19 protein-coding genes are annotated in these 18,309 nt (G+C 57.0%); 3 read left to right on the top strand and 16 right to left on the bottom strand.

Annotated elements, in window-relative coordinates:
* Positions 1-80: 80 nt before the first annotated feature.
* The 5 genes from GSQ81_RS11785 to lnt all read right to left on the bottom strand — a co-directional run bounded on the left by GSQ81_RS11785 (position 81) and on the right by lnt (position 4,784).
* Positions 81-488: a CoA-binding protein gene (locus GSQ81_RS11785; protein WP_318523715.1), complete on the bottom strand. Its 408-nt coding sequence runs from the start codon at positions 486-488 to the stop codon at positions 81-83.
* A 10-nt stretch (positions 489-498) separates the two neighbouring features.
* Entirely contained in the window at positions 499-1,017 is a 519-nt protein-coding gene (locus tag GSQ81_RS11790) for a DinB family protein (protein WP_158910934.1), read from the bottom strand.
* Positions 1,018-1,080: 63 nt separating this feature from the next.
* On the bottom strand, positions 1,081-1,815 hold the full coding sequence (locus GSQ81_RS11795) for a class I SAM-dependent methyltransferase (RefSeq protein WP_216846422.1): 735 nt from the start codon (positions 1,813-1,815) through the stop codon (positions 1,081-1,083).
* 164 nt (positions 1,816-1,979) lie between these two features.
* Positions 1,980-3,111 (bottom strand): peptide chain release factor 2 gene (gene prfB, locus GSQ81_RS11800; protein ID WP_158910935.1). Its coding sequence is split into 2 segments (ribosomal slippage): positions 1,980-3,041 and positions 3,043-3,111, totalling 1,131 coding nucleotides; the frame shifts between segments, so codons are not numbered across the junction.
* Between the two features lie 11 nt (positions 3,112-3,122).
* Positions 3,123-4,784 (bottom strand): apolipoprotein N-acyltransferase, encoded by a 1,662-nt coding sequence (lnt, locus tag GSQ81_RS11805; RefSeq protein WP_254060143.1) that lies wholly within the window; start codon positions 4,782-4,784, stop codon positions 3,123-3,125.
* Between the two features lie 232 nt (positions 4,785-5,016).
* On the opposite strand from lnt, the gene GSQ81_RS11810 reads away from it, so the two are divergent.
* A complete protein-coding gene (locus tag GSQ81_RS11810) occupies positions 5,017-5,283 on the top strand; it encodes a hypothetical protein (RefSeq protein WP_158910936.1) in 267 nt (88 codons plus the stop codon).
* Between the two features lie 73 nt (positions 5,284-5,356).
* On the opposite strand, the gene GSQ81_RS11815 is transcribed toward GSQ81_RS11810, so the two are convergent.
* A complete protein-coding gene (locus GSQ81_RS11815; protein WP_158910937.1) occupies positions 5,357-5,992 on the bottom strand; it encodes a class I SAM-dependent methyltransferase in 636 nt (211 codons plus the stop codon).
* 18 nt (positions 5,993-6,010) lie between these two features.
* Entirely contained in the window at positions 6,011-6,427 is a 417-nt protein-coding gene (locus GSQ81_RS11820) for a polymer-forming cytoskeletal protein (RefSeq protein WP_158910938.1), read from the bottom strand.
* Between the two features lie 169 nt (positions 6,428-6,596).
* Between GSQ81_RS11820 and GSQ81_RS11825 the strand changes: the two genes are divergently transcribed.
* The gene (locus GSQ81_RS11825) at positions 6,597-7,565 is read left to right on the top strand and encodes a hypothetical protein (protein WP_158910939.1); all 969 of its coding nucleotides are present in this window, start codon (positions 6,597-6,599) and stop codon (positions 7,563-7,565) included.
* Positions 7,566-7,593: 28 nt separating this feature from the next.
* Here GSQ81_RS11825 and menC read toward each other — a convergent pair whose 3' ends face one another.
* The 4 genes from menC to GSQ81_RS11845 form a co-directional block, all read right to left on the bottom strand.
* The gene (menC, locus tag GSQ81_RS11830; protein ID WP_158910940.1) at positions 7,594-8,724 is read right to left on the bottom strand and encodes an o-succinylbenzoate synthase; all 1,131 of its coding nucleotides are present in this window, start codon (positions 8,722-8,724) and stop codon (positions 7,594-7,596) included.
* Between the two features lie 78 nt (positions 8,725-8,802).
* Positions 8,803-9,570, bottom strand: a complete 768-nt coding sequence (locus GSQ81_RS11835) for a GNAT family N-acetyltransferase (protein ID WP_158910941.1) — start codon at positions 9,568-9,570, stop codon at positions 8,803-8,805.
* Positions 9,567-10,400 carry a nucleoside triphosphate pyrophosphohydrolase gene (gene mazG, locus GSQ81_RS11840; RefSeq protein WP_158910942.1) on the bottom strand — a complete coding sequence of 278 codons (834 nt, stop codon included), beginning with the start codon at positions 10,398-10,400 and terminating at the stop codon, positions 9,567-9,569. Before mazG ends, GSQ81_RS11835 begins: the two co-directional genes overlap by 4 nt.
* Before the next feature lie 174 nt (positions 10,401-10,574).
* Positions 10,575-11,321, bottom strand: coding sequence for an OmpA family protein (locus tag GSQ81_RS11845; RefSeq protein WP_254060144.1), 747 nt, complete (start codon positions 11,319-11,321; stop codon positions 10,575-10,577).
* A 282-nt stretch (positions 11,322-11,603) separates the two neighbouring features.
* Here GSQ81_RS11845 and uvrC point away from each other — a divergent pair, with 282 nt between their 5' ends.
* Positions 11,604-13,598 carry an excinuclease ABC subunit UvrC gene (gene uvrC, locus GSQ81_RS11850; protein WP_158910944.1) on the top strand — a complete coding sequence of 665 codons (1,995 nt, stop codon included), beginning with the start codon at positions 11,604-11,606 and terminating at the stop codon, positions 13,596-13,598.
* 4 nt (positions 13,599-13,602) lie between these two features.
* Here the strand turns inward: uvrC and GSQ81_RS11855 are convergent, their stop codons facing one another.
* The 5 genes from GSQ81_RS11855 to GSQ81_RS11875 are packed head-to-tail and all read right to left on the bottom strand — an operon-like array spanning position 13,603 to position 18,282.
* Positions 13,603-14,448, bottom strand: coding sequence for a cytochrome c oxidase assembly protein (locus GSQ81_RS11855; protein ID WP_158910945.1), 846 nt, complete (start codon positions 14,446-14,448; stop codon positions 13,603-13,605).
* Between the two features lie 12 nt (positions 14,449-14,460).
* Complete coding sequence (locus GSQ81_RS11860; RefSeq protein ID WP_158910946.1) at positions 14,461-16,029, bottom strand: cytochrome b N-terminal domain-containing protein; 1,569 nt, start codon at positions 16,027-16,029, stop codon at positions 14,461-14,463.
* Positions 16,017-16,649, bottom strand: coding sequence for a ubiquinol-cytochrome c reductase iron-sulfur subunit (locus GSQ81_RS11865; protein ID WP_158910947.1), 633 nt, complete (start codon positions 16,647-16,649; stop codon positions 16,017-16,019). Before GSQ81_RS11865 ends, GSQ81_RS11860 begins: the two co-directional genes overlap by 13 nt.
* Before the next feature lie 23 nt (positions 16,650-16,672).
* Positions 16,673-17,434, bottom strand: coding sequence for a c-type cytochrome (locus GSQ81_RS11870; protein ID WP_158910948.1), 762 nt, complete (start codon positions 17,432-17,434; stop codon positions 16,673-16,675).
* Positions 17,434-18,282 carry a hypothetical protein gene (locus tag GSQ81_RS11875; RefSeq protein WP_158910949.1) on the bottom strand — a complete coding sequence of 283 codons (849 nt, stop codon included), beginning with the start codon at positions 18,280-18,282 and terminating at the stop codon, positions 17,434-17,436. Before GSQ81_RS11875 ends, GSQ81_RS11870 begins: the two co-directional genes overlap by 1 nt.
* Between the last annotated feature and the right edge of the window lie 27 nt (positions 18,283-18,309).

An 18,309-nucleotide genomic window follows, 5' to 3' on the forward strand; every position in this document is an offset into this window, starting at 1 on the left:
CAGACGTCAATCGAAGCTTGTCGCTGATGCTCATTAGACGCTAACCGGAACGCATTTTTCTCAAAAAAAGATGGGTGTATTTAGAGAGCTGTCCGGCGATGCTCGACCATGATGCAGCGGTCCATGACGACGTGAATACCGCCTGCCTCGGCTTTGGCGGCAGCTTCGAGGTTGAGGATGCCGGATTGGACCCAGAGATTGGGGAGGCCGAGTTGGAGCATCTCCTCCACGATGGCGGGAATGTATTTAGGCAGGCGGAAGACGTTGACGATGTCCGGCTTGACGGGAAGATCGGCGAGGCTGGGATAGCATTTCTCGCCGAGCAAGGTGTCTACAGTCGGGTTGACGGGCAGGATACGGTAGCCGTGCTGCTGCATATAGGCCGGCACGTAGTGGCTGGGCTTGCCGGGATCGGCAGACAGCCCGACTACGGCGATGGTGGAAGACCGGGTGAGCAGGGCGTGGATGAGGGAGGGCTCGTTCATCATGCTCGCTTTCTTATTTGTGCCAGATGCCCAGCAGGCGTCGCAGAACGATGAGCTCGCCAATATGATAGGCGGCGTGGTCAGCGATTAGCAGCGCTTCGCGCAGAAGGTTCTGGCCGTTGCCCCAACGGAAGGGCTTGAAGAGGTCGGCTTCGGGCTTCAGGATGAGTGCCTCGAAGTGCTCGCGGTCTTTGTGGATGGCGGCAATGGCGTGATTCCATGCCTGCGCTGACGGTGGCTCGGGGGATTTGGGCCAATAGGCATCGGGCCACTCGAGAGGCTGGTAGCCGCCGGTGGGAGGAGCGCTGAAATCGAGGATGTCGCGCTGGGCGATGCGGAGATGCTCGAGGAGCTGCCAGGCAGAGTAGGGCAGGTTCTCGGGCACCGTGCCGCGCAGCTCGGCGGGAAAATCCTTCACCGCATCGTCGAAGGTGGCATGGGCTTGTCCGCCTTGAAGGAGCTCGGAGAGTTGCTTGCGCAGGGGTTCGTGCGGATCAGTCACGGTATTTGGCTTGGCGCTGGATTTGGTCATAGGCTTCGGCTCCTCTGCTTGCTTCACTTTGGATGCGTCCGGGCCAACGGTCGAATCAGGAGATTATTTGCGGGCCATGATGATCGCGAGCGCAGGAAAGGTGCGTAGCCAGTCCGGCGGCCTGCGCTCAACACCGAGACCGGCCAGCTGTAGCTGCTCAGCATACTCGCGAGTGAGCTTGTAGTCGGAGAGGATGACGATGCCGCCGGGCTTGAGGACGCGAACGATCTCTGCCAGAGCCTGGTTGCGGGTGGGACGGTCATAGATATTGTGCAGGCAGAGATTCGAGAGGATGACATCGAAGCTGGCATCGGGAAAGGACATCTGCTGCGCACCTTCGCTGACAAGGGTGCAGCGCGCCGCGACGCCCTCAAGCTCAAGGTTGTGCTGCGTGGCGCCGACGGAGTTGTTGCTGAGGTCCTCTTTATTCCAGACATCGATGCCAGTGGCGTGGCCAGTGGTGAGATGGCGGGCCGCGCCTACAAGCAGCAGGCCGCGGCCGGTGCCGACGTCGAGCACCTGCTCGTCGCCGCGCCACGCATGCAGGGCGAGCATACGGTCGCGATGAAGAAATTTGCCGTGGAGGCTGTAGAGCAGCATAAGCAGGCCCGGAACCAGCAGAAATATGGCAGGCCAAACCAGCGAGCTGCCGAGAAGGATTGCGACATTACCGATATGGAGGGTACGCGGGCCGAAGAGTGCCAAAAGAAGGCAGATGACGCCCGCGACAAGCAGGTTACGGATGACGCCGGGGGCATCGATACCGTAGTTCGGTTTGGCATTTAATGACTTGGACATGTACTTCTCCTTCGATGTCTTGTGGTTTTCCATCGTAAGGCAAGGAAGAGAAGCAACGTGAAAATTTTGGCTGGGGGAATACTTCCTCCCCAGCACGATGAGATTGTGGTGGATAACAACAGCGAGTTATGAATGGAAGACAGCGGCTAGATTCAGAGAGATCTCTAGATGTCGTCGTCCTCTGCGATCTCGGCCGGAAAGTTTCCTTCGCGCCTCATACGCAGGTAACCGCGAATGAAAGGCTCAAGGTCGCCGTCGAGGACTTTATCGACATCGCCTACTTCAACGCGGGTGCGAAGATCTTTGGCCATGCGATAGGGCTGAAGAACGTAGCTGCGAATCTGCGAGCCGAACTTGATATCGAGCTTGGAATCTTCGAGCTTTCTGCTGACAGCTTTCTTCTTATCGAGCTCATACTCGTACAAGCGCGAACGCAACATTTTCATCGCCCTCTCCTTGTTCTTGTGCTGCGAGCGCTCGTTCTGGCAGCCCGCGACAAGACCGGTAGGAAGGTGGGTAATGCGAACGGCGGAGTCGGTGGTATTGACGTGCTGGCCACCCTTGCCTCCAGACCGGTAGGTATCGATGCGAAGATCGTCGGGCTTGATGTCGATGACGATGGTGTCGTCGATCTCGGGCGAGACGAAGACGCTGGCGAAGCTGGTGTGGCGGCGCTTGGCGGAGTCGAACGGCGAGATGCGAACCAGACGATGAACCCCTGTTTCACCAGAGAGAAGACCGAAGGCAAAGTCGCCGGAGATGGTGAAGGTGGCTGACTTGATGCCGGCTTCGTCGCCGTCCTGGACTTCGTTGATCTCGACCTTGAAGTTCTGGCGCTCGCCCCACCGAATATACATACGCATGAGCATCTCGGCCCAATCCTGCGACTCGGTACCGCCTGCGCCGGGATGGACGACGACGATGGCATTGAGCGCATCGGTCTCGCCGGAGAGCATGGTCTTCGATTCGAGCTTGTCGGCGAAGTCGATGAGTGCCGGAATCTCGCGAACGAGGTCGGGCTCGGTGTTCTCACCCTCTTTAGCGAGCTCGAAGTAGGCCTCGATGTCGTCGGAGCGGCGCGCTAATTCAGCGTCATCGGCGAGCAGAGTTTCGAGACGCTTGCGTTCGCGCATCAATGGCTGCGAACGCGCTGCATCAGCCCAGATGGTGGGGTCAGCAGTTTTTTCTTCGATGATGGCTAGTTCACGACGCAGACGAGCCGAGTCAAAGATACTCCCGCAGATCGCGGACTTTGTCGCGAACTGGGTTATAGGTAAATTCTAAGTCGCTCAACATATGATTCAAGTTTAGTTGATTTTTCGCCTGAAGCTATAAACGAATGCCAGCGTAGTGATAAGAGCGCAGAGATAGGCGAAGAGATCGCCATGCGCGGTGTAGAAGGTAATGTCGTGCTCGTAGCCGAAGCCAGCGTGAAGAGCAGTGCGGATATGGCGCGGCGCGGAGGCTGTAACTCGACCATAGGGATCGATAACAGCGGTGACGCCGGTGTTGGTGGAGCGAAGCACCCAGCGATGGTTTTCGATGGCGCGCATGCGGACCATGTTGAGGTGCTGCCATGGCGCGCTGGTATCGCCATACCAGCCATCGTCGGAGATGTTGACGAGGACATCTGCGCCTTTGAGCACGAAGAGGCGGATCTCGTCGGCGAAGGTGGACTCATAGCAGATGAAGGTGCCGTAATGGTGACCGTCGTAGGTGAAGACCGTGCGGTGGGTGCCTGCCGATAAGTCTCCTGCTTCAGCGAGTAAGTTTCCGGCGAAGAAGAGCAGGGATTTGAAGGGAACGTATTCGCCGAAGGGGACCAAATGCATCTTGTCGTAGCGGCCAGCGAAGACGCCGTCGGGTGTAAGAAACGACGCAGAGTTGAAGCGATCGAATGACTTCGAGGCAGTGGGGTCGGAGCTACGGCCGACGCCTAAGTCGTCTACGATGACCGGCGCATTGGCCGCGCGTGCGAGCGAGGACATGCCAATGCGGAAGCGTGGATCGTCCTCAACAAAGGGCGCAGGAGCTTCGGGCCACACGATAAGGTTCGTTGGCGTTGGCGGCATCGTTTGCTGTGCAGATTGCGGGGGAACTTCGAAGACGATGCAGGTAGTGGAAGGGAGTTCGGGGATTCCATTACAGCGATTGCGCGGAGGATGGAGGCTAAGTTGCGAGAAAGAATCGATAAGTTGCTCGACGGATGGCTCTGGGCCAGTTCTCTCCGCACCTACCGCGAGATTCTCCTGTAGCAGCGTGGCTTTGGCAGTTGTTTCAGAGTAAGTAGGCGTGTGAAAGCGATGCAGCGCAGCGACGTAAAGCAAAATGATGACTACACCGGTGATGGTAAGTGCTGGACGAGTAAATCGCCGGTCCCGAACACGGATACGAATGAGCCAGAGGGCATTGACTGCCACGATGACGAAGGACAGGCCATAGGCACCAGCGATCGGCGCGAGCCGAGTAAGGAGTGAGTTATCTACCTGAGCAATGCCTAGCTGGTCCCAGGGAAAGCCGGTGATGCGTGCGCGGGCTAACTCGACCGCGATCCAGGCGAACGGTATTAGAAGGAGTGTGGCCTGACGCCCGAAGCGGCGATGGAAGGCAGTAACGAGCGCCGCGAAGAGTGCGTGATAGAGACCGAGATACAAGCAGAAGAGAACAAGGATACCTGCGGCGATAGGTTTGGCCAGGCCACCGTAGAGATACATCGTCTGATAGATCCAGTAGCAGTTACCGAGATACCAGACAAAGCCGCAGAGATAGCCGAGGGCCGCTCCCTGATGGAATTTGAGTGGAGCGCCAGCTTTATCGTTCGCGAGCAGCGCCCATAGAAGTGGAAGAAGCGCGATCCAGCAGAAAGCGGTTCGCCAGAGCGGCGTGGGTCCGGCGATAGGAAAGGGCAGCACCTGAAGGATGCCGGAGAGTACGGCCATCAACCAGAGCCGCAGAGGAATTTGTCGCATCGCAGATGAAGTCTAACATTCAAAACTGCTGGTTGCGATGAGTCTTATTTTCAACGATGAATGTTATCGAGTTAGATCTCCCAAAAAGGTATGCAGATAAAAATCAGACTTACAATTATTTGCAAGCCAGTAGCTACTTCTGTATCGTCAAAGATGGCATTGTAGACATTCGAGTTATAGCTACTACTGGATCTAGTGATTGGATTTATTCGATGCCCACAGGAGGTAACAAGTGGAAGTAAGCCGAATTATCGCTGAGATTGATGCGCAGATATCGAAGTTGCAGCAGGCCCGTACGCTGCTCGCTGGAACGACGCAGGTCGCAACCAAGGGCCCGGGCCGTCCCAAAGGACGCAAGGTTGCTGTCAAGGCAGCAGCAGTAGCACCGAAGAAGGCACCAGCGCGTAAGCGCAAGCTGAGCCCCGAAGGCCGCAAGCGCATCGCCGATGCCATGAAAAAGCGTTGGGCGGAACGGCGCAAGCAGAACGCCAAGGGCTAACTCCTTAGGCTTTATAGAAAAAGCGCAAGCACTGTGACAACCGTGCTTGCGCTTTACCTTTGCTAATTGACTATTAGCGGGTAATGATGACTTCGCGAAGACTGTCTTTCGCGAGGAAGAAGCGAAAGTTACTAAATTCGCTCAGCATGTTTTCAATCTTTCGGTTGCTGTAGACGTTGAGCAGCGGATAGTTTCCTGCACGCTGCATCTCGATGACGTCAGTGTCTGTGAGATGGTAGCGGTTGAAAGACGCCTCCGCATCCGGCGCTGCATGGAAGAATGCCAGCATAAGGCCGCCGGGCTGTAACACCTCGTGAATACGCGCGAACACTGGCGCGAGCAGAGGCTCGGGTAGGTAATCCGCCGTGTCCCAGAGGATTACTACATCGAACATGCGTCCGGAAAAATTGAGATTGGACTTAAGGAAACCTTCCACGTTGAAGCCAGCGACCTTGTCCCCTTCAGCGGGGACGACCCACTCTGGCTTCGCAGCCTCTTCGACCAGATTCGCCATATAGATGCTGTGGCCAAGACTGGTGATGTAGTTGATGTTGGTGGAGGACGTGGGACCGATATCGAGGACGCGCAGCGATTCCTGCGTGCTCAGATGCTTGAGCAACTCCTTCCATCCGCTGGAATGGCGGGGGACGCGGTTGCCCCCAGCACCCTTGGCGCTGCTTGAGCTATCGCTGCTAAAGAGATTGCGCATGTGCCCGCTTCCCTTCTCTTAGGCCTTCGGCTGCAGGACGAGAGTTTCTGGCGAAGTCGCGGCAGGAGCCGAAGCCGTTTGCGACGTAGAAGCAGGTTGACCCGCACCCGGCTTCAGTTCGACGCGCCCCTTGAGTATGGCACTCTCTTCGATAGAAAGCCTACCCGCGACGATATCTCCCGTAAGAGACGCCGACTGGCGCAGGTCGACGCGCCCTGTGGCCTGGACATTGCCGGTAAGCCTGCCGAAGACGATCAGATCGCGCACGATGACGTCGGCGACGATGCGCGCATCTGGACCGATGGTCAACCGATTTTCAGAAAGGGTGATGCTACCTTCAATGTCGCAGTCCAGATAGAGGTCTTCCTGGCCGGAGATATCTCCGCGAACCACGACTGACTTACCGATAACGGTGGAACCTTCTGCTGGCTTCATTCGATTTTGCTCTCCTCGTGACGCTGTCTGCTGCAAGTATGTCTTGCCCGAACTATACCCAAGCGCTTGTTATGAGGCAAACCGAGTAAACTTTGCAAGGGCTTTATACGTCTGACTTAGGATAGCCTGAACGGCTGCGGCGAACTAGAAGTAGAACCAGGAGTGAAGTTTGACAAGCGATGCGGTGGAGGGTGGTGACGATATTTCATTTCATGCGCTGGAGCCGCAGATTCCGAGGGAACGCTTGTTGACAGGTCGCTGGTTGATGGCAGGAGCCTTAGGGCTGTGTGCCTGCCTTACAGGACCGTGGGTGACCGCGCAAAGCGTGCCCGCAAACAAAACGGATAGCTCGGTAAACCTATTAGCGGAATCTCCACGCTCATGGGTAGTGGCTGCTGCGACAAATGAGCTGACTGCCCTTCATCATCCAAACTCTTATCTGCGCTACCAAATGCACGTCATCGACATGAAAGGCGATCAGATTCGCGATGTCATCGAGAGCAAAGACGGCACTGTCGCAAGATTGATTCTGAGGGATGGACGGCCACTGACCGAAGATGAAGACAAAGCGGAACGGCAACGCTTGAATGATATGATCGCGTCGCCATCGGATTACTTCAAGCACGTTAAGAACGATGGCGAGGGCCGGAAGCTGGCCGACCAGCTAATACGTTTGATGCCGGACGCCATGATCTACACCTATGCGCCGGGGCAGCCGCAGACAGGCAAGAATGGCGGGATAGAGGTCGTGCTGGACTACAAGCCCAATCCAAAGTTCTCGCCCCCCAGTACGCCCGCCCAGGCGCTGACGGGACTCGAAGGTCGCGTATGGATCGACGCCAGGAGCCATCAGGTCGTTCGCATGGAAGGAACGATCTTTCGCCCTGTCAACTTCGGATGGGGAATGCTGGCGCATATCTATCCTGGGGGGCATCTTCTGTTGGATCAGGAAAATGCCGGAAACAACCGATGGATTTTCACCAAGTTCAAAGAGGATGTCAGTGTGCGTGCCCTGATGGTGAAGACGATTCATGTTCACTCCGATGTCGAAGCAGGGTCGTTCCAGACCTTGCCCGGGCCTATCCCCTACCAGGAAGCAATACGAATGCTGCTGGACACTCCGCTGCCTAAGAAGTAAATCCTCGAACCTTCTTGTCAATTACTTCTCAGGCAAGCACACGAGCCCTGGCTCGAAGCGTTTGGCGGCGCACTGTCAGTGCCTCGATGCGATCGCGCTGCACAGCGTATCCCATGCCTATAGTGGTTGGGACCACGATCTCGCCTTTTTTGCTCACCGTAACCGCAGGCTCAATGATGTCCTGCGACCAGTAGCGGCTGGAGGCGGAGACGTCGCCGGGTAAAGAGAAGTTAGGCAACGAAGAGAGCGCGATATTGTGTGCACGGCCGATTCCAGTCTCCAACATGCCGCCGCACCAGACAGGAATGCCGCGCTCCTCGGCAACGTTGTGGACGGCGATTGCCTCGCTGAAACCGCCGACGCGGCCGACCTTGATATTGAGGATGCGGCACGATTGCATATCGATTGCGGCGAGAGCGTCGCGACGGTTGCGAATGGATTCGTCGAGGCAGATTGCGGTCTTGATGCGCTTTTGCAGCATGGAGTGGAAGTAGAAGTCGTCGTACCAGAGAGGCTGCTCGATCATAAGCAGATTGAACTGGTCCCAACTGGCGAGGTGGTCGAAATCTTTCATGCGATAGGCAGAGTTTGCGTCGCAGCTTAGCCTGATATCAGGCCAACGGGCACGGACCGCCTCGAAGATCTGCGTATCCCAGCCGGGCTTGCACTTAAGCTTGATGCGCTGATATCCAGCCGCAAGCTCGATAGCAATTTTCTCCATAAGCTGGTCGATAGTGGGTTGGATGCCGATGGAGACACCGCAAGCGATGATAGAGCGCGTGCCGCCGAGAAGCTGTGCCAGTGAAACCTGTTCGATCTGCGCCTCTAAATCCCAGACAGCGTTTTCAAGCGCTGCCTTAGCCATGCGGTGTCCACGAACCTGTCGAAAGAGACCGGGACAACTGCCGCCGCCCTGCAGCTCGACATCGAGCAGGCGTGGTGCCAGCTCTGTCTCAGTAATGATCCACGCGGTGTCGATCATCTCGTCGCTGAAGTAGGGATGCTCACCGGCGACGCACTCGCCCCATGCGGTGCGACCATCGGATTCGATCTCGATTAGAAGAATGCGGCGTGCCGTAGTGAGGCCGAAGCTGGTCTCGAATGGATGGGCCAGCGGCATATTAATCTCACGCAGGTGGATGGCATCGATCTTGAACATGGTCTCTCCTGTCTTTCGAGGATGTCGAACTGCAATTTAGAGTGCCGAGTTCGCTCACATAAATTTCTTGTCAAATCTTCATACTCGTGGAGCCTCGTCCCATTGACCAAGAAGAAATGTGCCATTGCCTTCGGCGTCCCGCTCGTAGCCGATGACGGCAAGTCCGCGATGGAACGCTGCCTGGAACTCCGCCCTGTTTTGGATTTGCAATGACTGTGCCAGGTTCCGCTGCTGAGCGTCCTGCTTCCATTGGTAGATGGCATACGGGACAATGATGCGTTCGAGAACTTTGAGGTGTGGTGCTTCTCCGTGCAGCAGTCCATTCACTCGCGGGGAGCGCAGCCACCACTCCGCGTATAGCCTATCCGTCGGCAAGCCGCCTTGCAACGGGGACGACGATGGCCCGTAGAAGTCCGGTTGGTAGCGGCGTACGATGGCGCCCAGTCGAGCGATATTGAGGTAGGCGTTCTTGATCTCCAGCGGATCGAACGTCCACTCCATCAGGTCAAAGCCGCGGGCGAGGGCGTCATCACGCTGGGCGAGTTTAAGGCGACGTCCCAAACCGGCATTGCGATATGCCGGAAGGACGGCCAGCATGTGCGAGTGGAGATAGGCATGGCCATCGCGGAAGCCGGGCAGCGACATGGCGAAGCCGATGATGATGTCTCCGTCGAAGGCGCCGATGACCTGGCCACCAATGCGATGCGCCACCATGAAGATGCGCCGAGGAACGACATCCCCGTCGCTGTAGCCCCACGTCTCCAGTTGCAGCACAACGCAACGCTCGAACTCTTCGAGAGTGGCAAGCGGCGCAATGCGAATATCACGATATGGGCCTGTACTCATGGCTTCGGCGATTTGCTCTTTGCGTGGCTCCATAGTTCTTCGAGCTGCGGCGGCGTAAGCGCCGCCAGAGCATCCGCGTTGCCTGCTGCCGATTCCATTGCGGCAAAGCGACGCCGGAATTTCGCATTGCAGGAGCGGAGGGCAGATTCAGGATCGATCTTTAGATGGCGCGCAAGGTTAACGGCCGTGAAGAGCAGGTCCCCGAGCTCTTCTTCTGCCGCTGGAGTTGCGGGCTGCTCGCCGTTCGATAGCTCCGCTTGCAGTTCGGCGATCTCCTCTTGCAGCTTGTCGAAGAGGCCGTCTGCATTGGGCCAGTCGAAGCCCACCTTGGCCGCGCGCGAGCCTAGCTTCGATGCCTCCAGCATTGCTGGCATCGTGCGTGGAATCTCATCCAGCAGTGAAGACTGCGTTTTTGCTTTTCCTGCCTTTTCTTCGCGCTTGACCTGCTCCCAGTTACGAAGAACAGCGTTGGAGTCAGTGGCTTCGAGATCGCCGAAGACATGCGGGTGGCGGCGGATGAGCTTGGCGTTTAGATTTGCAGCCACGTCTTCGATGGTGAAGTAGCCCACCTCAGCAGCCATCTGCGCGTAAAAGAGGACCTGTAGAAGAAGATCCCCAAGTTCGTCCTTTAGGTCGGGCCATGCGCGGCGCTCGATGGCATCGAAGACCTCGTAGGTCTCTTCGAGCGTGTGGCGCTTGATGGTGTCGAAGGTCTGTTCGCGGTCCCAGGGGCAGCCATCAGGGCCGCGCAGACGCGCCATGATGGCGATGGATTCGGCGATGGCCTCGGCATTGGTGGGGACGGCTTCTTCTGAAGTGGACTCTGCCATAGCCTTCACTTTACCCGATTTCGATGTGGTCACCTGTCCGCAACTTATGGGTAATCGCGACCTGCCGCCTGCTGGGGATTGTTGACTTGAAGTTCAGAGATTCAAACGGCAACGCGCCTGCTACTGGTAGCAGGCGCGTCATAATGTATTTTTTTTGAATGCAGCTACGAATAACTACAACTGACCGTTCGGGTTTGTTGTAGCTGCGCCTGCGGCAGGTGCAGCAGGACTATTTGCCGCGTTAGACATCAGCTTGATGTTGACGCGACGATTCTGTGCACGTCCTGCCGCTGTTTGATTGCTGGCAACTGCCTGATCTTTGCCGATGCCGATCAGATAGAACTTATGCGGCGGAATGTTGTACTTCGCAGCGAGGTAGTTTACGACTGCATCCGCGCGGCGCTGGCTGAGTTGATAGTTGTAGTTCGCGTCGCCGGTAGAGTCGGTGCCACCCGTAACTTCAAGAATGTAGCCACGAGCGCTGGTGAGATTCGAAGCGAAGTCATCGAGCTTCTTCTTGTCCGATGAAGTCAAGGTTGACTTGTCGAAACGGAAGGTGACATCTAAATCCGACAACGGCTTGTAGTTATCCAGGTTGGCAACTACACCGGTGAGGCTATCGACGCGGTTGTAGGCTTCCTGTGCTGACTGGTTGGCCGTGTCAGCGGACTGACCGGCTGCAACGGCGTGCTGGTTGGCGGTGTCGGCAGCGGTCTGGGCTCCCGCGATGCCTTTCTGGGCTCGCTCGTCGGTGTCGACGATATTGCGATGGTCAGCGGCTGTTTTGGCGTCGAGTTCGTTGGTCTGTTGAATAAGAGGCGCGGCCTGAGAACGAACGTAGTTCTTGCTGGAGCACCCCACGGTGCAGGCAACGACGAAGGCGCTGGCGAAAAAAACGGTGCAGGCAGATCTGATCTTCATCTCAGTGCTATCTGATCGCATATTGGAGCTCATTGGTTTCATCTCCTGTGTGTTGATGGCAATCTTCAACACAGTAGTTGAAAGCAATTCTCTTGCCAAATAACCAAAGATCTAAGCCGCTTATTTTCAATAGAATACAAGCCGCCTGATAACTTAAGCTATGCGGCGGAGATCAAAGATCGGGAACTTTTGATTCAAAGATGCGTCAAATCTACTGAGTTGATCTGTGTGGAAGTCGCCGCGGCTTTGAGCGTCTACACTGAGACGCGAAGCTGAAATTCCATGGATCTTTACCAGAAAATTCGGACCATCCCTACCCAGCCCGGCTGCTACCTCTATAAGAACGCCGAGGGCGAGGTGATCTACGTCGGCAAGGCGAAGAACCTGCGGGCGCGGGTGCGGTCGTACTTTCTGGAAGCTTCGCAGGCAAATGCGAAGACCGGCTCGCTGATGCGCGAGGCCGTCGATGTGGAGTACATCACGGTCGCCAACGAGCATGAGGCCCTCGCGCTCGAAAACAACCTCATCAAACAGAAGAAGCCCCGATTCAATATCCTTCTGCGCGATGACAAGACCTATCCCTATATCAAACTGACGCTCCACGACCGACATCCCAAGGTCTTTGTGACACGCCGTTTGAAAAAGGATGGCTCGGCGTACTTCGGCCCTTACTTTCCCGGCAACCTGGCGTACCGGCTGGTGGATTTAATTCATCGCAGCTTTCTTATTCCCAGTTGCAAGGTTGACCTGTCACGCTACCATCCGCGAGCGTGCCTGCAGTACTACATCAAGCGATGCCTCGGGCCTTGCGTCGAAGGACTCACCACACCTGAAGCCTATAAAGAGACCATCCGCGATGTGCAGCTCTTTCTCGAAGGGCGAACCGATGAGTTGGAGCAATCGCTGACGCGGCGCATGGAAGAAGCAGCCGAAGCGGAGCAGTTTGAGCTGGCCGGTAGACTACGCGACCAGATCGTGACCGTTCATCAGATGAACGACAAGCAGCGAATGGCGACGACCGACAATGAAGATGCAGATGTCTTCGGCTATCACTACGAGAACGAGATGCTCGCGGTAAATCTCTTTCATATGCGTGGAGGCAAGATCGTCGACCGGCGCGACTTCTTCTGGGAAGACCTGCCGGAAGTCCTGTCGGAGACGCTGAATGAGCACAGCGCAGAGAAGAATGAGATCGAGATGCTGTCGCGGATTGAACCGGATCCAGCAGTGACAGCGCCGGAGATTGGCGAGGGTGCGGAGATGTTGCAACATGCGCCGGTATCGGAGTTGGGCGCTGCATTCAATCCATCGGTCTTCTTCTCTGCCCTGCTGAAGCAGCTTTATCTCGACCAGAATTATGTTCCGCGATCGGTCTTTGTGCCAGTCGAATTTCCCGACCGCGTGGTGCTTGGCGAAATGCTGTCAGAGCGAACAGGAAAGCGTGTCGAGATTCTGGTGCCGCAGCGTGGAGAAAAGCGGTCACTCGTCGATCTGGTGTGCCAGAACGCGAAGCAATCCTACGATCAGCGGTTTCGCGTGTTGCAACCCGGTATGAAGGCGATTCAGGAGGCATTGCAGGATGCGCTGACGCTGGAAGAACTGCCGCGCCGAATCGAGTGCTTCGATATCTCGCACATTCAAGGCGCGGAGACGGTAGCTTCCATGGTGGTGTGGGAAGACGGCGCCATGAAGAAGTCCGACTATCGCAAGTTCCAGGTAAAAACGGTGAGCGGCGTCGACGACTTTGCGAGTATGCGCGAGGTGATTCAGCGGCGCTACAAGCGGTTACAGGAGGACAAGAAGCCGTTCCCATCACTCATCCTGATTGACGGTGGACTTGGACAGCTTCATGCGGCGTATGCCGCGCTGGAAGAGATTGGCATCACGCTACAACCGCTCGCGTCAATTGCGAAGCGCGAGGAGATTATCTATGTCTACGGACAGGAGAATGAGCCTGTGGTGCTGGACCGCCGCTCTCCGGTCCTGCACCTGATGCAGAAGATTCGCGATGAGAGCCACCGGTTCGCCGTCACCTACCATCGCAAACGGCGGGAGATGCGCGACCGCGATAGCGAGCTGCTGGCGATTCCAGGAGTAGGCCCGAGAACCCGGCAACGCCTGCTCGAACACTTTGGCAGCGTACACGGAATCAAACAGGCAGGGCCGGATGCATTGACTGCCGTAGTCAACGCCGCCACCGCCGAGCGAATTCGCAAGCACTTCGAGGAATCGCAGCCAGAGACATCAGGCAAGTCTGTGCTGCCGGTCTTGAACTAGACGGCTAGGCGCTGTATTGGCTGTACGAGCGGGAACGTTCCGGCTTGATGAGCTTGTGTGTGATGTACATGGCGGGCACCAAAAAGAAGAGCGAACCCATAACCCACATGATGACCGCACCCAGCACCTGATCGGCAAGCGGCGTGAGGTGGAAAGGATTGGGCTCCGTCAAATAGTACGAATACATAGGCCGCGTGCAGAAGGCAAGGAATGCCGAGAGCCCGGTGTTCACCACATCCGCCGACAGAAGATATAGAATCACTCCCCAGTTATAGGCGCGGCTGCCGGTAGGCCACGGCCTGACAATCGGCCACCAGAAGATCAACGATGCAGATAAAAAGCACATGTGCTCGAAGATGTGCCAGTTCTCGTGCTCCAGGGCATAGTCGTAAGCGCCGGGAACGTGCCACGCCAAAAAGATCAGATTCATGACCAGCCATGCGACGCGAAGACGAGTAAGCCAGTGCGTGAACCTTCGCAACGGACGATTTCGCAGTAGCGGACCAAGCACATAACGCAGTACAGGACGAGGTAGACCACGCAGCAACGGCACTGTTGGATTACCCAGTAGGGCCAGCGGCGGAACGACCGACATCAACAACAGATGCTCGATCATGTGCGCGCTGAGCATCGCATCCGCGAACGCGTCCATGGGCGATCCGATGGCAAACCAGAGTGTTGCCATCGCCAACAGAAAGCTCCACAGTCTCCATGTTGGAAATTGCGTTGGCCGTGTCCTGCGAATTGCCAGCCATCCTCGAAAATACACGATGGAAGTGAGCACCACCATCGTCGAGAGGAACCAGGAAGGCTCCCATGCATCGAAGGTCGATTGGATATCAGCGGCCATGCAACGGCATTTCTATCGCTTCTCCTGCACCGGCGATTTTTCGGACAGGTGCGATTGTCCCGACGGCTTCTTTTCGCCGGGAACAGTTGTCTCTGGAGGATTCTCTCCCATCAGAGCCCGTGAAGCGTCCTGCGCTGGCCTGAGATCGTTACCCTTCAATGTCTTCAGAAAAGCGACCAGCGCCGTGGTCTCCGCGGGACTGAGCGCATTGCCGTAGGCCGGCATGTTGCCGCCGCCCTGCAACACCTGACGCACCAGTTGATCTTCCGTCAGTCGCGTAGCAACAGAGTCAAGTTCGGGTCCTCGCTGTCCGCCTTGGCCGCCAACCTCGTGGCAGTTGCGGCACTGCTTATTTTGAAAGACGAGTGCGCCCTCCCGCTCCAGCGGCGTCCGGTCATGGATGTACTTCTGAGGAACGGTATCGCTGCTCCACGCATTCATCACCGGGCTCCACGGAGTCGTGACGCCGAGGCGGGTAAAGACACCGAGCGAGACAGCGATCACTGAGACCATCAGCACGGCAACCGGACGGCGGCTCCAGTGCTTTTCGCCTTCGCCTGCCACCAGAGGCAGCAGCAGCATCGCTCCAATGATGAGCACCGGCGCAATCAGGATGATCGGCGTCTCCATCTCGGGCGGCAACAGGGAAAGCACGGCAAAGAGCCAGAGGAACGGGCCATCCGGCTTCGGCGTCGTCTGAATAATGGTGGGATCAGGCTGACCGGTGGGGCCGAACGGACCGAAGAAGAAGGCACATGCCATTACCGAAAGAATGATGGCAGCGGCAAAGATCGCATCCTTCCACGCACCATCCGGCACAAAGGCGATTCCCTCTTTTTCCGTCAGCGCGTGATACTCCGCTTCATAAGTGGCTTTGCGAACGATGCGCCCGGGCATCGGCCACTCATTAATTCCGAGCCGCAACACCATCAACAGATGGAGCGCAACGCCAGCCAGCAGAAGACCCGGAATAACGAAGACGTGCAGTGTAAAGAACCGCGAGAGCGTAGCGCTGCCGATGATCGGACCGCCCAGCAGGAAATGCACGAGAGGAGCGCCGATGACAGGCACGCGGCTCATAATCGATGCGCCGATGCCAAGACCCCAGTAAGCGTCCTGATCGAAGCGCAGCACCTGTCCAGTGAAGGCCATGCCCAAAGTCAGAAGCAGAAGCAGCACACCAATGATCCAGGTAAGCTCACGGGGAAATTTGTATGCCCCGAACATGAAGACCTGCACCATGTGGATGAGCACGATGGCGATCATGAAGTCGGAGCCCCATCCGTGCAACGCGCGCAGGAACCAGCCCAGCTCCACATTGTTATTAAGGAACTGAAGGCTGCTCCAGGCATGGTTCGCCGACGGCGTGTAAACCAGCGCCAGCAGGATGCCGGTCATGATCTGCAGAACGAACAACACTGTCGCCGCGCTGCCAAAGACGTACCACCAACTCGCTGCACTCGCGGGCACCGGATGCACTGCCGCTTCGACGGCTGGCTTCACAAGGCCGAGACGATGCTCGAACCACTCGTACACTTCGATGCCGGCCTTCTGCAGACCTTTTTTATTTAGCTCTGCCATGTTGCACGCCCGATTTTATCCAGTGGAACAAAGTTGGCATTCTGCGCGCTGGCCGGTGTGGAGAGTGTCGGCAGTTCGCCCGCATTAATCATCAATTTGGCTCCAGCTAATCTATATTTGTATTCGAAGAGGCCACGCTCCGGCGGCCCGGCAGCACGCGATCCGTCTTCGTAGTAAGCGCCGCCGTGGCAGGGGCAGAGGAAGAGCTTCGACTCCGCGAACCATCGCACCGGGCACCCAAGATGAGCGCAGTTGATCGCAAAGACCTGGAACTGATTGCCCGATTTCCTGCGCACCCAGCAGGCTACCTTGCCGGTATCGCCATCCCATGGGGTGGTCGATGGATTTCGATAGTCTGCCAACCTCGTCTCGCCTTCAGGAAAATCGTCGACATTCCCAAGCGCGATCCAAGAATGATAGGAGCTCTTCTTCTGAATCATTGGCCCCAATAGATATCGCACGATGGGCACAGCAAGCACGACACCGACGGCGCCATTGACCAGCAGGGACATTTTGAAGAGGAAGACCCGGCGGGAATGGTCTTTCGGTCCGTTCTTCGGCTCGCTCTGCAATTTGTTCTCTTCCGGACTCAAATTGCCGGTACTATCGTGTTCGCTCATCTGTGTCTCCGTCTTACCAGTTACTACTGATGCTGTGCTGTAGGCGCTGCCGCGGGATATTGTTGACCGGGAAACTGCGTCCGGTGCGACGCCAGCCACGCCACGATGTCCGTCACTTCCTTATCGGTCATCGCATGGGAAGAAACGTCACCGCGCCAGTCAGGCATTCCCTGCCCTGGCAACCCGACAATCGTTGTCGTCCGCAGATTCTGATCGCTCACCAGCGCCAGGTAAGAAGGATCGACAATAGACCCGCGGCTGGTGTGCGCGGCTGCGTCTTTACCCTTCAACCCGGTTCCATCAGCACCGTGGCAGCTCGCACAGTAGGTCGTGAAAGCCTGCTGTCCCTGCTGAACATCGCCAGTACTGGTTGCTGTATATGACGGGAGGGTTTGTCCCGCGAGTGTATCTGGTTTACCCCACTGACTGATCATGCCGTTCACCAGATCGTGAACCTGCTGGTCGGTCAACATGCCTCCGGCGCTCTGCGCGAAGGGCGGCATCAGAGTACCGGGAATGCCCTTCGCCGTAATGCGAAGCAGCGTGTCTTCTCCCGCAAGCGAGAGATACTCGGGATTGGCTAGAGAGGCGGCAATGCCTTGGCGCCCGCTCTCGCCATGGCAGGCTGCGCAATTCTGTTTATAGAGCACGGCAAAATCGTGTATCTCGTCCGGACGTGGAACCTCCGGCTCGGCCTTGGGACGCCCAGGAGCGCTATTGCAGCCAAAGCTGGCGAAGGTCAACAACGAAAAAGCAACTAAAGAGAAGAGAGTCTGCGCCTTCACTATTCGTCCTCCCCTTCTCTCTTGTGAGCGCCTTCGAGTCCGGCGCGCAGCGTGAATGGCAGCGAGCGGAACTGCTCGGTCCGCACCTGCACCTGAAGGTTTACGACGAAGCCGCAGACCAGCCCGAACGTAATCTGCGAGACCACAAACCATAGCCAGTCGATACGTTGATCGAGAATCGGGCTGATGACGCCAAGCGCGCTGTAAAGAATTCCTGTCCACAGAAAGGGAGCCGCGAAGCCTGCCGTAAAGATCGGCTTCCACGGAAACATGGGAAGCATCGCGCCGTAGAGCAGCCCTACCAGCAACGACGTAACGATGTGAATAGCCAAAGCCGCGAGCAGACCCTCTGGATGAAATGCCGAGAGGAATGCGTTGCTCGCATTGGCCCAGCTCACAAATCCGCCCGCAGCCAGCAGGTTCATCGAATACCAGAGGCTGTGATAGCGGATGAGGCCATAAAGCGTCGCAGGCACAACCATTGCGATACCACCGGCGATTCCGCCCTTCACCCCAGCCATCATGGTGTAGGTCTCGTACGGCAGAACCTGCCTGTGGTCCTCGCTGAGAGGAATGCGGATGACGTTGATGCGGCGCGAGGTGATGGTCTCGATCCGCGTGGTGACAGGCACGCCTACGTGCTGCTCATGCGGCAATACCTGGCGGAACCAGCCGACCGTCGACATCAGCATCAACACCACGCCGAGCAGGCTGATGACCCAGTTGGTCACAAGTCCCGACAGCAGCAGCGTAATACCGAGCGAGAGAACGATGGGCCACGAGGTAGGCGTCGGCAGATTCACGACTCCCTTATGGTCTTGTCCGTGTTCCGATTCAGCGACTGACATCGAGTGCCTTTCCAGCGTTATTGAACC

The organism is Granulicella sp. L56 (assembly GCF_009765835.1).
GTDB lineage: Bacteria > Acidobacteriota > Terriglobia > Terriglobales > Acidobacteriaceae > Edaphobacter.